At 62.4% G+C, this 15,208-nt stretch carries 16 protein-coding genes; 10 read left to right on the top strand and 6 right to left on the bottom strand.

The window, feature by feature from the left end:
- Positions 1-9 precede the first annotated feature (9 nt).
- The 7 genes from ACTU46_RS07290 (at position 10) to ACTU46_RS07320 (ending at position 7,738) form a co-directional block, all read left to right on the top strand.
- On the top strand, positions 10-1,107 hold the full coding sequence (locus tag ACTU46_RS07290) for a PEP/pyruvate-binding domain-containing protein (protein ID WP_443380586.1): 1,098 nt from the start codon (positions 10-12) through the stop codon (positions 1,105-1,107).
- Between the two features lie 77 nt (positions 1,108-1,184).
- Entirely contained in the window at positions 1,185-3,068 is a 1,884-nt protein-coding gene (locus ACTU46_RS07295) for a PEP-utilizing enzyme (protein WP_443380587.1), read from the top strand.
- The gene (locus tag ACTU46_RS07300; protein WP_443380588.1) at positions 3,061-3,801 is read left to right on the top strand and encodes an SDR family NAD(P)-dependent oxidoreductase; all 741 of its coding nucleotides are present in this window, start codon (positions 3,061-3,063) and stop codon (positions 3,799-3,801) included. The genes ACTU46_RS07295 and ACTU46_RS07300 overlap by 8 nt, the downstream gene beginning before the upstream one ends.
- A gap of 55 nt (positions 3,802-3,856) precedes the next feature.
- On the top strand, positions 3,857-4,177 hold the full coding sequence (locus tag ACTU46_RS07305; RefSeq protein WP_443380589.1) for a 2Fe-2S iron-sulfur cluster-binding protein: 321 nt from the start codon (positions 3,857-3,859) through the stop codon (positions 4,175-4,177).
- A 32-nt stretch (positions 4,178-4,209) separates the two neighbouring features.
- The gene (locus tag ACTU46_RS07310) at positions 4,210-5,499 is read left to right on the top strand and encodes an NAD(P)/FAD-dependent oxidoreductase (protein ID WP_443380590.1); all 1,290 of its coding nucleotides are present in this window, start codon (positions 4,210-4,212) and stop codon (positions 5,497-5,499) included.
- Positions 5,496-6,233, top strand: coding sequence for an HD domain-containing protein (locus ACTU46_RS07315; RefSeq protein ID WP_443380591.1), 738 nt, complete (start codon positions 5,496-5,498; stop codon positions 6,231-6,233). The genes ACTU46_RS07310 and ACTU46_RS07315 overlap by 4 nt, the downstream gene beginning before the upstream one ends.
- Before the next feature lie 14 nt (positions 6,234-6,247).
- Positions 6,248-7,738, top strand: a complete 1,491-nt coding sequence (locus ACTU46_RS07320; RefSeq protein WP_443380751.1) for an aldehyde dehydrogenase family protein — start codon at positions 6,248-6,250, stop codon at positions 7,736-7,738.
- Positions 7,739-8,523: 785 nt separating this feature from the next.
- On the opposite strand, the gene rplO is transcribed toward ACTU46_RS07320, so the two are convergent.
- From rplO to rpsH, 6 genes are read right to left on the bottom strand one after another with little or no spacing between them, the layout of a single operon-like run.
- Complete coding sequence (rplO, locus tag ACTU46_RS07325; protein ID WP_443380592.1) at positions 8,524-8,973, bottom strand: 50S ribosomal protein L15; 450 nt, start codon at positions 8,971-8,973, stop codon at positions 8,524-8,526.
- Between the two features lie 4 nt (positions 8,974-8,977).
- On the bottom strand, positions 8,978-9,163 hold the full coding sequence (gene rpmD, locus ACTU46_RS07330; RefSeq protein WP_443380593.1) for a 50S ribosomal protein L30: 186 nt from the start codon (positions 9,161-9,163) through the stop codon (positions 8,978-8,980).
- A gap of 2 nt (positions 9,164-9,165) precedes the next feature.
- Entirely contained in the window at positions 9,166-9,825 is a 660-nt protein-coding gene (rpsE, locus tag ACTU46_RS07335; RefSeq protein WP_443380594.1) for a 30S ribosomal protein S5, read from the bottom strand.
- Between the two features lie 43 nt (positions 9,826-9,868).
- A complete protein-coding gene (gene rplR, locus ACTU46_RS07340) occupies positions 9,869-10,276 on the bottom strand; it encodes a 50S ribosomal protein L18 (RefSeq protein ID WP_443380595.1) in 408 nt (135 codons plus the stop codon).
- Between the two features lie 2 nt (positions 10,277-10,278).
- The gene (gene rplF, locus ACTU46_RS07345; protein ID WP_443380596.1) at positions 10,279-10,815 is read right to left on the bottom strand and encodes a 50S ribosomal protein L6; all 537 of its coding nucleotides are present in this window, start codon (positions 10,813-10,815) and stop codon (positions 10,279-10,281) included.
- 16 nt (positions 10,816-10,831) lie between these two features.
- Positions 10,832-11,230 carry a 30S ribosomal protein S8 gene (gene rpsH / locus ACTU46_RS07350; protein WP_443380597.1) on the bottom strand — a complete coding sequence of 133 codons (399 nt, stop codon included), beginning with the start codon at positions 11,228-11,230 and terminating at the stop codon, positions 10,832-10,834.
- A gap of 407 nt (positions 11,231-11,637) precedes the next feature.
- Between rpsH and ACTU46_RS07355 the strand changes: the two genes are divergently transcribed.
- Genes ACTU46_RS07355 through fdhD form a run of 3 tightly spaced genes read left to right on the top strand, consistent with a single transcriptional unit; the run spans position 11,638 to position 15,146 of the window.
- Complete coding sequence (locus ACTU46_RS07355; RefSeq protein ID WP_443380598.1) at positions 11,638-11,928, top strand: DUF6457 domain-containing protein; 291 nt, start codon at positions 11,638-11,640, stop codon at positions 11,926-11,928.
- Positions 11,929-11,981: 53 nt separating this feature from the next.
- Positions 11,982-14,294, top strand: a complete 2,313-nt coding sequence (locus tag ACTU46_RS07360) for an FdhF/YdeP family oxidoreductase (protein WP_443380599.1) — start codon at positions 11,982-11,984, stop codon at positions 14,292-14,294.
- Positions 14,295-15,146, top strand: coding sequence for a formate dehydrogenase accessory sulfurtransferase FdhD (gene fdhD, locus ACTU46_RS07365; RefSeq protein WP_443380600.1), 852 nt, complete (start codon positions 14,295-14,297; stop codon positions 15,144-15,146).
- Positions 15,147-15,208: the final 62 nt, after the last annotated feature.

The following is a 15,208-nucleotide window of genomic DNA, read 5'->3' on the forward strand; positions in this document are numbered from 1 at the left end:
GGAACTGCCATGACCAACAGCCTCAATGTCCCCTACGTCCAGCGTTTCGACGAAGAACTGGAACCCCTCCTTGAGGTCCTGGGAGGCAAGGGAGCCTCCCTGGTGTCTATGACCGCCGCCAAGATGCCGGTCCCGCCCGGATTCGTGGTCACCACGGCCTCCTATGATGACTTCCTCCGGCAGGCCGGAATCTCCGCTGAGATCGAGCAGTTGCTGGGTGATCTGGACCCCGAGAACATCACTGAGGTGGACCGCGTCTCCGCCACCATCCGTGCGGAACTCTGCAGCCGGCCGGTACCCACCGCCGTGCGACAGTCCGTGGTTGACGCCCACGGTGAACTGATGGCGAAGTGTGGTGGCGAGGTTCCGGTGGCTGTGCGTTCCTCCGCTACCGCCGAGGACCTGCCAGATGCCTCCTTCGCCGGCCAGCAGGACACCTACCTCTGGCAGATCGGTCTGGATGCCGTCACCGAACACATCCGGAAGTGCTGGGCCTCGCTGTTCACCTCCCGCGCGATCATCTACCGCCTGAAGAACAACATTCCCAATGAGGGACTCTCCATGGCTGTGGTCGTGCAGAAGATGGTCAACTCCAAGGTCGCTGGCGTGGCTATCACCATGAACCCCGCCAATGGCGACCGCTCCAAGATCACCATCGACTCTTCCTGGGGCGTGGGCGAGATGGTCGTCTCCGGCGAAGTCACGCCGGACAATATCCTGCTGGACAAGATCACCCTGCAGATCATCACCGAGCACCTCGGTGAAAAGCACGCCGAGCTGGTTCCGGACCCCAGCTCCGGCAGCTTGATTGAGAAGCCGGTCCCGGCCGAGCGGGCCGCGATCCGCAGTCTCACCGATGCCGAGGTAGTAGCAGTGGCCAAGATGGCCAAGCGTGCAGAGAAGCACTATAAGTGCCCGCAGGACATTGAGTGGGCCCTGGACAATGACTTGCCCGAAGGTGAAAATCTCCTGCTGCTGCAGTCCCGCCCGGAGACCATCCATTCCCATGGTGTGAAGAAGGAGACCGCCACCCCGGCAGCAGCCACGCCTGCCGTCGGTGGATTCGATCTCAGCTCCATCACCGCCGCCATGACCGGCGGACGTTAACCGGCCAGACCCCGGCTCACGGGGCGTCGATAAGCACTGTTCCCCCTCCCCGCATCCCCTCTCAATCAGGAGTTCCCATGTCGAAGAAGTCCTTCCCCAAGCCCTCTGAACTACCGGTACCCGAAGGTGCCGAGGGTTGGGAATCGATCTACCCCTACTATCTGGTGTTCCAGGACAAGCTCAAGGAAGCTGAGGACGCTAAGTTCTGGTTCTGCGATTCCCAGCACTGGCCGACCGTGTTCAAGCCCTTCGAGACCATCGGTGGCGAGTTCGCCGTCAAGTGTCTGGGCCAGTACAACACCCGCCACCTGCTGATCCCGAACGCCAACGGCATTGAATTCCGGGTCCACCTGGGGTATCTCTACATGTCCCCGGTGCCGGTCCCGGCGGATCAGATCGCCGAGCGGGTACCCGAATTTCAGGCCCGCATCTCCCACTATTTCCAGAACTGGGACCAGCTGCTCGAGGACTGGAAGGTCAAGGTCCGCGGCACCATTGATGAGCTGGAGACCCTGACCTTCGAGCGCCTGCCGGAGAAGGTCCCCATGGCGGACATCATCTCTGGCAAGGCCAAGGACGGCACCGAGGTACTGCTGGAGAACTATGATCGCCTGATCCAGCTGGCCTACCAGAAATGGCAGTACCACTTCGAGTTTCTGAACTTGGGATACATCGCCTACCTGGACTTCTTCAACTACTGCAAGGAGATCTTCCCGGGTATGCCGGACCAGTCCATCGCGACGATGGTCCAGGGCGTGGACATGGAGCTCTTCCGTCCCGATGATGAGCTCAAGACCCTGGCACAGCTGGCGGTGGATCTGGGGCTGCAGACACAGTTCGCCGACACCGATGATGCCCAAGCCACCCTGGCGGCGATCGCGGCGGCAACAGGCGGTGAGCAGTGGCTGGCCCGCTGGACGCAGGCCCAGGACCCGTGGTTCAACTTCACCGTGGGCAATGGTTTCTATGGCCACGACAAGTACTGGATCGAGCATCTGGAGCTGCCGCTGGGCTATATCGCCGACTACATCCGCCGACTCGATGAAGGCCAGGTCATCGGTCGGCCGAAGGATGAACTGATCGCCGAGAAGGAACGCATCGTCGAGGAGTACCGCGAGCTGCTCGATGGCGAGCAATTGACCACCTTCGACGCCAAGCGTTCCCTGGCCGCCACCGCCTACCCCTATGTGGAGAACCACAACTTCTACATCGAGCACTGGACCATGTCGGTGTTCTGGCGCAAGGTCCGCGAGCTCTCCCGTACCCTGCACTCCTACGGTTTCTGGGAGGAAGCCGATGACCTGCTCTACCTCAACCGCAATGAAGTCCGCGATGTGCTCTTCGACCTGGCCACCGGTTGGGGGGTCGGTGCCCCCACCGGCCCGATCGGACCGGTGTACTGGCCCGAGATCATCGCCGAGCGCAAGAAGATCGTCACCGCGCTCAAGACCGCCCGCCCGGCGCCGGCGCTGAACACCCCGCCGGAGTCCATCACCGAACCGTTCACCCGCATGCTCTGGGGCATCACCACCGAGCAGGTGCAGTCCTGGCTCGGCAATGACAAGGACGCCGAAGAGGGCGTGCTCAAAGGTATGGCCGCTTCCCCCGGGGTGGTCGAGGGATTCGCCCGGGTGATCATGGACGCCGATGACCTCTCCCAGATCCAGCAGGACGAGATCCTGGTTGCCCCGGTCACCGCACCAAGCTGGGGCCCGATCTTCGGCAAGATCAAGGCCACCGTCACCGACATCGGTGGCATGATGAGCCACGCCGCCATCGTCTGCCGCGAGTACGCCCTCCCGGCCGTCACCGGCACCGGTAGCGCCTCCACCTCCATCAAGACCGGCCAGCGCCTCCGCGTCGATGGCACCAAGGGCACCGTCACGGTGCTTGACGACGCCCCGGTGATCGAGGGACCCGGCGCGCACAGCCACAGCCACGGGGTGGACGCGCATGTCTAGAACCGTACTGATCACCGGTGCTGCCGGTGGCCTGGGCAGGGCCTTTGCCGAGGGTTTCGCTGCTCGTGGCGACCTCGTCGCGGTCGCCGATATCAACCTCGCCGGGGCAGCGGAGACCGTGGCGCTGCTGCATGCCGCAGGTGCGCAGGCCGCCGCCTTCGAGGTGGATGTAACCGACTTATCTTCGGTCACCGAGCTGGCCCGGGCGGCTGCCGCCTTCGGGGGCGGGCAGATCGACGTGGTGGTCAACAACGCCGCCATCTACGCCACCGTCAACCGCTCCCCCTTCGAGGAGATCGACCCGGATGAGTGGGACCTGGTCATGGGGGTCAACCTCAAGGGTCCCTGGTTGGTCACCCGGGCGGCCAGCCCCTACCTCACCGAGAATGCCCGGGTAATCAATCTCTCGAGTGCCACTGTCTTCTCCGGTTCTGCTCACTGGGCTCACTATGTCGCTTCCAAGGGCGGGGTGGTGGCCTTGACCCGGGTGCTGGCCAAGGAACTGGGTACCCGCGGTATCACGGTCAATGCTGTAGCCCCGGGCTTCACCCTGACCGAGGCCAGTGTCGGACTCATGGACAATGCCGAAACCTATGGGGTGGACCGCGGCTCCATCAAACGCGCCAGTCAACCTGAAGACATCGTCGGTGCCGCCCTCTTCCTCGCCTCCCCGGAGGCCGGCTACATCACCGGGCAGACCCTTGTGGTCGACGGTGGCCGCCAGTTCATCTAGTGCCCGTCTTTAATTCAGACTCGATTTCAGACTCACCCACCACCTAGGAGTGATCATGTCCACCATCCACTTCACCGATACCGAGGGCCAGACCCGTTCCATCGATGCCAATGCCGGTGACTCTGTCATGGAGACCGCGGTGCGTAATGGTGTGCCGGGCATCGTCGCCGAATGCGGCGGTTCCTTGTCCTGCGCCACCTGCCACGTCTTCGTCGCCGAGAGTGATTTCGCCGAGCTTCCGCCCATGGCGGACATGGAGGACGAGATGCTCTACGGCGCGGCCGTCGATCGGGAAAGCTGCTCCCGATTGTCCTGTCAGATCAAGGTCACTGAGGGTATGGACCTGCACGTGACCACCCCGGAGACCCAGGTTTAGCCGGCCGCCGGCTGAGCAACGAGGGAGAAACCATGACCATCACTGTTGAGTCCAAGAGCACGCCAGAAACCGGGTTGTTGATCATCGGCGCCAACCAGGCCGGGGTGCAGCTCGCCGTCTCACTGCGCGGCCTCGGCTTCACCGAAGCGATCACGCTGCTCGGGGAGGAGGACCACCGCCCATATCAGCGCCCCGCGCTATCCAAGGAGTTTCTGCAGGACAAGATCGACAAGGAACGGCTGATCTTCCGCTCCAATGAGTACTGGGCTGACAATGGCATCACCTTGGTCAAGGGGGTGCGGATCGACACCATCGACAAGAACAGCGCTGGCTCCGGCATCGCCTTCGGCACTGATGGCAGCCGGCACCCCTTTCGCCGCCTGGCGCTGGCGGTGGGTGCCCGACCCCGCCAGCTGGATCTGCCTGGCGCGCAGCTCGAGGGCGTGACCTATCTGCGCAACGCCGATGATGCCCTGGCCCTGAAATCCATGATCGGTTCCGTCAACGATGCCGTGGTGATCGGGGGTGGATTCATCGGGCTCGAGGCCGCATCCTCCCTCCATGACTTGGGAAAGAACACCACGGTCCTGGAACATGGCCCCCGGCTGATCGGTCGGGCGGTCGGTGAAGACACCGCCGAATACTTCCTCAACGCCCACCGGGAGCGCGGCATCGACATCAAGCTGAATGCCCGGATCACGCAGTTCATCGGGGAAAACGGCAAGCTCAGCGGAGTCGAGTTGGCGGACGGCACCGTGGTGCCGGCCCAGCTGGTCATCGTCGGGATCGGGGTGCTCCCCAACACCGAACTCGCCGAGGAGCTGGGGCTGGCGGTGAACAACGGCATCGTGGTGGACGCGCATGCGGTGGCCTCTGACGGCACCACCGTGGCCATCGGCGATGTGGCCAATATCCCCAACCCGATCCCGGGCGCACCCGCTGATGAGCGGATCCGCCTCGAAAGCGTGAACAACGCCATCGAGCACGCCAAAATCGCGGCCTACTCCCTGGTCGGGCAGCCCGAGGCCTATGTTGGCATCCCCTGGTTCTGGTCTAATCAGGCTGACCTGAAACTTCAGATCGCCGGGCTGACCTTGGGCTATGACCGGACCCTCATCCGCCGCGATGATGCCAAGCAGAAGTTCGCGGTGCTCTACTACCGCGAAGGCCAGATCATCGCCGCGGATTGTATCAACTCCCCCCTGGACTTCATGGCGGTGCGTTCCGCCCTGTCCAAGGGGCAGAATATTCCCGCCGAGCAGGCGGGCGATATCACCATCCCATTGAAGAAGCTTGCCGTGGACCTGGAGGCCGCATCATGACGAACAGCATCACACCCGCTTGGGAAAAAGCAGAACCCGGTGTTCACGCCGATGACCCCCGCGCCGTGGCTTTTGCCCAGCGCTATCCGCAGCGGCCGGTCTCGGCCAAGGGACCGGTGAACACCCAGCCCATCTGTGATACCCCCTCCACCGGATTCGACGAGTTGTGGCAGGCCATCATTCCGGAGTCCCGGACCCGCGCCAATGATATCCACCTCCCGATCGTCGCTGCCTACGCTGCCCGGCTCTGCGACGCCTACCCGCAGGCGGATCGCGAGCTCGTGATGGTGGCAACCATCCTGCACGACACCGGCTGGGCACACGTGGACGAATCCCGCATCATCTCGGAGGGTTTCCAAGGCGACTGGCGCAAGGCGGCGATCCGCTTCGAACACGAGACGGAGGGCTGCAACGTCGCCCGCCGGGTGCTGCCGACGCTCGGCTACGACACCGAATTCGTGGCGCAGGTCTGCGAGATCATCGACGGCCACGATACCCGCCACGTCGCCTACTCTCTCGAGGATGCTCTGGTCCGCGACTCCGACCGCCTCTGGCGTTTCGACCGCGCCGGAATCATGGCCTCCACCAGCTGGTTCGGCATGAATCCGGCGGATTATGTGGACCGTCTCGACCGGGAGATCATCCCCGAGCTGATCTCGGAGGCCGCCTACCGGATGGGCCGCGCCGACCTGGACCGCGCCAAGGCGCTGCTGCGCACGGAGGTCCTGCGATGAACACCGCACCGCTTATCAACGCCGCGATCCGACGCGCCGCGCTCGACCTCCCCCACACTCACGTCAACGATTTCTTCATCAATGGACAGTGGGTACCCGCAACAGCACCCGGGAGAAACCCCGTGGTCGATCCCGCTACCGGAGAGCAATGGGGCTCCGTACCGGCGGCTACCACCGAAGAACTGGACACCGCAGTGGATTCCGCCCGCACCGCATTGCCGGCATGGAGCGGGTTGCGAGCCGCCGAGCGCGCTGAATACCTGCTACGCATCGCCGATGAGATTGAGAAACGTGCCGAGGTGCTGGCACTGACCAACACCCGGGAGAACGGCTCCCCGATCTCCGAGACTCGCGGGGCTGCCGCCAATGCCGCCGGTATCTTCCGCTACTTCGCAGGGCTGGCCGTCTGGTTGGATGCCGAGGATATCCGCCCCTTCCCCGCCGGTGGTGCAGAGTCCCTGGTGGACAAGGATCCGATCGGGGTCTGCGCACTGATCGCCCCCTGGAACTTTCCTATCAACCTCGTGGTGATCAAACTGGCGCCGGCGTTACTCGCGGGCTGCACCACCATCATCAAGCCAGCCTCCCCGACGTCGCTCTCGCTGCGTTTCATCATCGAGGCAGTAGCCGCCGCCGGGGTTCCGGCAGGGGTGGTGAACCTGCTGACTGGGCCGGGCCGCTTCGGTGATGCCATGGTTCGCCATCACGGTATCGATAAGGTCGCTTTCACCGGCTCTACCCCGGTGGGGCGTAAGATCGCCGCCGCCTGCGGGGAATTGCTGCGCCCGGTGACCTTGGAGCTCGGCGGCAAATCCTCCGCCATCGTCCTTCCTGATGTTGACCTCGACGTGCTGGCCGCCCGGGTGATCCGTTCCTGCATGCGCAACACCGGGCAGACTTGTTACATCAGCACCCGGATCATCGCCCCGGCCTCACGTTATGAGGAGGTGGTATCGACGGTGGCTGCGGCCATCGCCGCAGGCAGGCAAGGTGATCCACTGGATGAAGACACCGTCTTCGGACCAGTGGCCAGCGCCGCCCAATACGCCACTGTGATGGAGTACATCGAATCCGCGCACGCGGAAGGAGCACGTGCGGTGACCGGCGGCCAAGCTGCTACCTTCGGGGACGGTTTGGCTGCCGGGGTGTTCATCGAACCCACCGTCTTCGCCGATGTCACCCCGGACATGCGCATTAGCCGGGAGGAGATCTTCGGGCCCGTCATCGTAATCCTGAAATATGATGACTCAAATGGTGTTGAAGAGGCTATTAAACTGGCCAATAACACCGAATTCGGACTCGGTGGCCTGGTCTTCGGGACGGATGAACAGCGTGCCCTTGAGGTGGCCCGACAGGTTGACTCCGGCTCAGTCGGCATCAATTTCTTCGGCTCCAACCACTCCGCGCCCTTCGGTGGCCGACACGATTCAGGCATGGGGGTGGAGTACGGAATCGAAGGACTGAGCGCTTATCTGAGCTATAAGTCGATCCACCGACAGGTGTGATGGTCTGACGGACAGGAGTGGGAAGGAGTTGCGGAGTGGGCAGCTACTTCCCGTTTTTCGATCACCTATAGCGAGCAGAAGCTGGTGATGGAAGGCCTTGGTGCGCGACTACGCGACTTTCTCGATACGAACCACCGGATAGAAGAAGCGTGCCTGCCGCCTGGCTTTATTGGCGTCCTTCTTCTTTGTCTCGGTAGCGATGGTCTCCCACCTGCTTTTGGTGAGTATCTGGATTTCAAACGAGGGCTTCAAGGTGATCCTATGGTGAGCTGGGAAATGGTGGAGAGCAGACTCTCGATGCCGGTGACACTGCACGCATCCTAAACTCCGGCTCGGATACTATCACCAATTTATAGCACACCAGTTCTACATTACTGAGCCGGGCGAATCACTTTCGATGAGTACGGAACATCAGACCCACGCTCCCCTTCTGAGCATATGCCAGCACGGATTCACCGTGGCTCACGCTTCCGGCACCGCCTTCAGACACGGTTGCCCGATCAGCGCCTTGCTGCCAATCAGCATTTGGTGGTTAGTCAACATCCCTACCGTGGCAAAATACATATAAAACGCCACAAATCACTCCCAATTCAGGGCACGAGCGACCATCTTGCACATATTTTGCCCATCATCCCAAGCCCCGCGCACGAAACGGTTGAGGATCCCGGAACCCGCCCCGCATCCACCCATAGAAAAATCCCCCGACACCAGCACCCTAGCGAACTAGAGCGCTGATCCCGGGGGATCTACCAGGACCCGAAGGTCCTTGAGTGAGTCCTAAAGAATTAGGCCTCGGTGATCGAGCCGCCAGCGGCCTCGATCTTTTCCTTTGCGGAGGTGGAGAACTTGGTGGCGGTGACGTTCAGCTTGACGCCGAGGTCGCCGTTACCGAGAACCTTGACCGGCTGCTTCGGGCGCACGAGGCCCGCTGCAACGATCTCAGCGACAGTGATGTCGCCACCCTGGGGGAAGGCCTTCTCGAGGTCAGAAACGTTGATGACCTGGAAAGTGACCTTGTTGGGGTTCTTGAAGCCCTTGAGCTTCGGCAGACGCATGTGAAGCGGCATCTGGCCACCCTCGAAAGCGGCCGAAACCTGCTTGCGAGCCTTGGTGCCCTTGGTACCACGGCCGGCGGTCTTGCCGCCCTTGCCTGCTTCACCGCGACCAACGCGGTGCTTCTGCTTGTTTGCGCCCTTTGCGGGGCGCAGATCGTGGAGCTTAATGGGATCGCTCATGTTTTTACTCTCCCGCCACTTCTTCGACGACGACCAGGTGACGCACCACGTTGACCATGCCGCGCACCGTTGCGGTGTCGGGCTGAACAACGCTGTGGCCGATGCGACGGAGGCCGAGGCTCTGCATGTTAGAGCGGTGCATGGGCTTGGTACCGACCAGGCCCTTCTTCTGCGTAATCTTCAGAGCCATGGTTATGCCTCCTGCCCTGCGCGAACGCGCAGCATACGAGCCGGGGCAACTTCCTCGACGGTCTTACCGCGACGTGCGGCGACCTCTTCGGGGCGGACCAGCTGCTTCAGGCCGGCCACAGTAGCGTGGACGACGTTGATGGCATTGTCGGAGCCCAGGGACTTCGACAGGATGTCCTGGACGCCAGCGCACTCAAGCACCGGACGTGCAGCGCCACCGGCGATGACGCCGGTACCCGGGGAAGCCGGACGCAGCATGACAACGCCAGCTGCAGCCTCGCCCTGGACCGGGTGGGTGATGGTTCCGCCGACCATCGGGACGCGGAAGAAGTTCTTGCGAGCCTCTTCCGAACCCTTCTGGATAGCTGCCGGAACTTCCTTGGCCTTGCCGTAACCGACACCGACCATGCCCTTGCCGTCGCCCACGATCACCAGAGCGGTGAAGCTGAAGCGACGACCACCCTTGACGACCTTGGACACACGGTTGATGGTGACAACGCGCTCAATGTACTGCGAGCGCTCGTCTTCCTGCTTGTTGCGACGGTCACGATCGTTGCGGCGGCCGCCACGATCGTTCTTGTTGCCGCTGTTGGCGTTGGTGTTGCTGGCGCTCTGACTCTGGTCGGCGGAGCGTCCGCCGTCACGCCGTTCACGTCCCGGCATTACGCGTTCCTTCCGTAGATGTTCTGGGTGCTGGTGATCATCATTAGAACTTCAGACCACCTTCGCGTGCGGCATCGGCCAGCGCAGCAACGCGGCCGTGGTACTTGTAGCCCGCACGGTCAAAAACGACAGCTTCGAAGCCGGCTGCCTTGGCGCGCTCAGCAATGAGCTGACCGACCTTGGCTGCCTTGGCCTTCTTGTCGCCCTCGAGTGCTCGGACGTCGACCTCAATGGTGGAGGCTGCAGCAACGGTGTGACCGGCGAGATCGTCGATCAGCTGTGCGTGCATGTGACGGGAGCTGCGGTGAATGACCAGGCGCGGTGCCTCGGGGGTGCCGCGAAGGGTCTTGCGAATACGGAAGTGACGACGGGAGCGTGCGACACGACGACGAGTCGAGATGTCCTTGCCGACCGGAGTGCGCTTCGTTGTGGTTTCTGCGTTGTTGCTCATGCTTACTTACCCGTCTTTCCGACCTTGCGACGGATCTGCTCACCCTCGTAGCGGATGCCCTTACCCTTGTAGGGATCGTCCTTCCGCAAACGACGGATGTTAGCGGCGATCTGTCCGACCTGCTGCTTGTCAATACCGGTGACGGAGCACTTGGTGTTTCCGTCAATGGCGAAGGTGATGCCCTCCGGAGCCTCAACGAGGACCGGGTGACTGTAACCCAGGGCGAACTCGAGGTTCTTACCCTTGGCCTGGACGCGGTAGCCGACACCGAAGATTTCCATCTTGATGGTGTAGCCCTCGGTCACGCCGACAACCATGTTGTTGACGAGCGAGCGGGACAGGCCGTGCAGTGCACGGTTCTTGCGGTGGTCATCCGGACGGGAGACCTGGATCTCGTTCTCGGCGACTGCGACGCTGATCGGAGCAGGCAGCTCACGAGACAGGGTGCCCTTAGGGCCCTTGACCTCGATGAACTGACCGTCGATCTTGGTCTCAACGCCGGACGGGATGGCAATCGGGTTCTTACCGATACGCGACATAGTTCAATCCTCCCTTTTACCAGACGTAGGCGAGGACTTCTCCGCCTACGCCCTTCTCGGTAGCCTGGCGATCGGTCAGCAGACCCTGGGACGTGGAGATAATCGCCACGCCCAGGCCGCCGAGGACCTGCGGCAGGTTGGTGGACTTGGTGTACACACGCAGACCCGGCTTGGAAACACGACGCACGCCAGCAATGGAACGCTGACGGGACGGGCCGTACTTCAGCTCGAGGGAGAGGGTCTTGCCGACCTTCTCTTCCTCGACGGTGTAGGAAGCGATGTAGCCCTCCTGCTTGAGGATCTCCGCAATGTTGACCTTCAGCGTGGAAGAGGGCATCGACACGGTGTCATGGTGCGCATGGTTTGCGTTGCGCACGCGCGACAGCATGTCGGCAATGGGATCAGTCATGGTCATAGAGGTGACCGGTACCTTTCTCGTTAGGGTTCCCTACCCACCTGAGCGTTTTCCGTGTGTTTTGAGCCACTTCACGCTCCCCAGGCTCAATAGCCTGGGGCGCTCGCTGCTCTTATGTCACACGGTCCGCATAGTGGCGGGGGGCCTATAACAAAGTTGAATTCAGATGTTCTGGCAGTCTCGGCGGCACACGTCAATTTCTTAAAATGCGCACGAGTCCGTTGGCCAACGTTACCCGCCCAACCCCGGAGAACAAAATCCCTGCTCATCGCGCCAAAACTCACGAAATCCCCTCCCCCACCGCCACCTCAGCACGCCTGCCAGGCGAAGATATGCTAAAAGCCAGCCCTCCCGGCGACATCCCCCGAGAACGCCGGAACACCGCATATATAGGGAGCAACCCAACAATGAGTGCAGAGAAGTCCGATCCGAGCCTGGCGAACGCCCACGCCTGGCTACAGAGTGTCTCCACCGAGCTGGGCCAGGACCCGACCGTGATCCAGGCCCTGATGAAGGATCTGCTTGATCTCACCCGCGATGTCGCACATGGCCCCTCCCGTCCGGCCGCCCCACTCACTGCTTTCCTGGTGGGGCTGGCCAGTGGCCGGGCCCTGACGACCGAGGCCGGGCCCGAGGCGGCCGTCGATAAGTCCCGGGAGAATATCCGGCAGGTCCTGAACCTCCTGGAACAGGCCTAACACAGCCTTGCGGGCCGGCTGGACCGACTTTTCATTGCAGCTACAGTGGGGCTATGACTACTCCCCCGGTCCAGGTTTCCTCAGTCAACCCCACCGCCAATGAGTTCGATAACCCCAAGATCACCAAGCCAGCGAAGTCGGCGGCCGGCATCCCCGGGGTCATCCATGCCCTGCAGCATGCGGTGCCCGCACACGGCATCACCTCGCTGCTGGACATGAACAAGCATGGTGGTGTGGATTGTCCGGGGTGTGCCTGGCCGGAGCCGGCGCAGGGTGACCTGGGCATCGTGGAGTTCTGCGAGAATGGCGCGAAGGCGATCGCCGAGGAAACCACCCCGGACCGGGCCGATGTCGATTTCTGGGCACAGCACTCCGTGCAGGACCTGCGGAGCAAGACCGACCACTGGTTGGGCAAGCAGGGTCGCATCACCACTCCCCTGATCTATGACCGTTCCTCCGGCGATGAGCACTATCGCCCGATCAGCTGGGAGGAGGCCTACCGCGTCATCGCCGCGCAGTTGAAGCAGACTGAGCCGGCGGAGGCCATCTGGTACACCTCCGGCCGTGCCTCCAATGAGGCCGCCTATATGTTCGGCCTGCTAGCCCGGCGCCATGGCAGCAATAACCTGCCGGATTGCGGCAATATGTGCCATGAGTCCACCGGCACCGCCCTGTCCGAGACCGTCGGTCTGGGCAAGGGTTCGGTGACCATGAATGACTTCTACATCACCGACCTGCTGATCTCAGTGGGGCAGAACCCGGGCACCAACCATCCGCGCGCCCTGACCGCCTTCACCAAGTGCAAGGCCAATGGCGGCAAGATCCTGGCCATCAATCCCATTCCGGAGACCGGCCTGATGGCCTTCGCCGAACCGCAGTCTCTCAAGGGTGCGCTGGGCATGTCGGAGAAGTTGGCTGATGAGTATCTGCAGATCCGGCTCGACGGCGACCGTGCCTTCTTTCAGGCGCTGAACCGGGAGCTGATCCGCCGCGATGCCATCGATCATGACTTCCTGGATAAGTTCTGCTCCGGTGTCGAGGAAACCATCGCCCATCTCAACAGCCTCGATGACACGGAGCTGCTGCGCGGCTGTGGCCTGACGATGAAGGAGATCAAGACCGCCGCGGACATGGTCGAGAACTCCAGCAGTGCCATCGTGAGCTGGACCCTGGGTGTCACCCAGCACAAGAATGCGGTGTACACCATCCGGGAGATCATCAACTTCCTGCTGCTCACCGGCAACATGGGCAAGCCGGGTGCCGGTACCGCCCCGCTGCGCGGCCACTCCAATGTGCAGGGCAACCGCACCGTGGGCATCTGGGAGAAGATGCCGGAGCCTTTCCTGCAGGCGCTGCAGGATCGTTTCGATTTCGATGTCCCCCGCGAGGATGGCTTGGACACCGTCGACGCACTGCGTGCGATGTGGCAGGGAAAGACCAAGTTCTTCATGTCGCTCGGCGGCAACCTGGTGCGCGTGGCCTCAGACACCTCCCGGATAGAGAAGGCCATGAGTCAGCAGGAGCTGACCGTGCACTTGTCCACCAAACCAAATGGTTCCCATGCCTGGCCCGGCGAGAAGTCCCTGATCCTGCCCGTCAAGGCCCGCACCGATGAGGATATCCAGGCCACCGGCCGGCAGCAGCTGACGGTGGAGAACTCCGCCGGCATCGTCTCCGCGTCCGTCGGTAAGCGCAAGGCCAATAAGGACCTGAACCTGCAGTCTGAGCCGGAGATCATCGGCAGGATCGGCCATGAGGCCTTCGGCGATGAGTACTGGCTGCCGATGATCGATGACTACGGTGTGATCCGTGATCACATCGAGGCCACCCTCCCCGGTTTCGGACACTACAACAAGCGCATCCAGACCCCCGGCGGCTTCGCCCTGCCGAATGGCCCCCGCGAGCGGGTGTTCAACACCCTGAACGGTAAGGCCCAGCTCAGCATCAACCAGACCGAGGTCATCGACCTACCCGAGGGCTATCTGCTGCTGCAGACGGTGCGCTCCCACGACCAGTACAACTCCACCATCTACGGTCTGGATGACCGCTACCGTGGTGTGAAGAACGGTCGCCGCGTGGTCTTCGTCAACCCGCAGGACTGCAAGGAGCGTGGTCTGCGCGACGGCGACCTGGTGGATATCGTCTCCGTCTTCGAAGGTGAAGAGCGCCGCGCCCCGAACTTCCGCGTCGTGGAGTACTCCTCCGCCAAGGATTGTGTGACCACCTATTTCCCCGAGGCCAATGTCCTGGTGCCGATGGATGCGGTGGCCGAAAGGTCCAACACCCCGGTCTCCAAGTCCGTGGTCGTGCGCCTGGAGCCGCTGGGCAAGCGTGCGGAGGACCAGCCGGTCAAGGAGGACAAGTAAATGGGTCGGATCACCCGGAATTTTGCGGTCACCCGCGTCACAGTCAATGGTGACGGTAGCCATGCCACCGACACCCGGGCCGATACCGTCGCGGTGGAGGAACCCCTGGAGCTGAAGGTCAACGGCACTACGCTGACCACCACCATGCGCACCCCGGGCGATGATATCGAGTTGATCCACGGTTTCCTCCACGGCGAGGGTCTGATCGCCTCAAAGGTGGATATCCAGGAGGCCCGTTATTGCTCCGGCACCGATGCTGAGGGCAAGAACACCTATAACCTGCTCGAGGTGGACCTGGCCCGCGGGGTGAAGGCCCCGGGGCCGGAGTTCATCCGTAAGGTCACCACCACCTCGGCCTGCGGGGTGTGCGGCTCCACCAGCATCGAGCAGATCATGGGCAAGCAGGCCCACCCGATCGAGCCGGTGGAGCTGGACCCACAGGTGATCATCGGGCTGCCGGAGAAGCTGCGGGAGGGTCAGAAGGCCTTCAAGCGCACCGGTGGCATTCACGCCGCTGGGGCCTTTACCCTGAGTGGTGATCCGGTGGTCATCCGGGAAGATATCGGTCGCCATAATGCCGCCGACAAGGTCATCGGGGCTCTGTTGCTGGCGGATAAATTGCCTGCCAAGGATCTGATTCTGGTGATGAGCAGCCGAGCATCCTTTGAACTGGTACAGAAGGCTGTGATGGCGGGGTTCCCCGCCCTGGTGGCGGTCTCAGCAGCCAGTTCCCTGGCGGTGGAGCTGGCCCGGGAAGCGGGCATGGCACTGACCGGTTTCACCCGGGGCGAGCGTTTCAATCTCTACTCCGGTGCCCTGACACCGGCGGCAGTTACCGCGGGAAGTGTCTAATATCGTGGCATAGGCATGCGAAAATTTCCCTGCCCAAGTTCGGTCTCGGAACCTATAGCCTG

Origin of the sequence: Corynebacterium sp. A21 (assembly GCF_052266655.1) — a bacterium.
Classification (GTDB): Bacteria; Actinomycetota; Actinomycetes; order Mycobacteriales; family Mycobacteriaceae; genus Corynebacterium.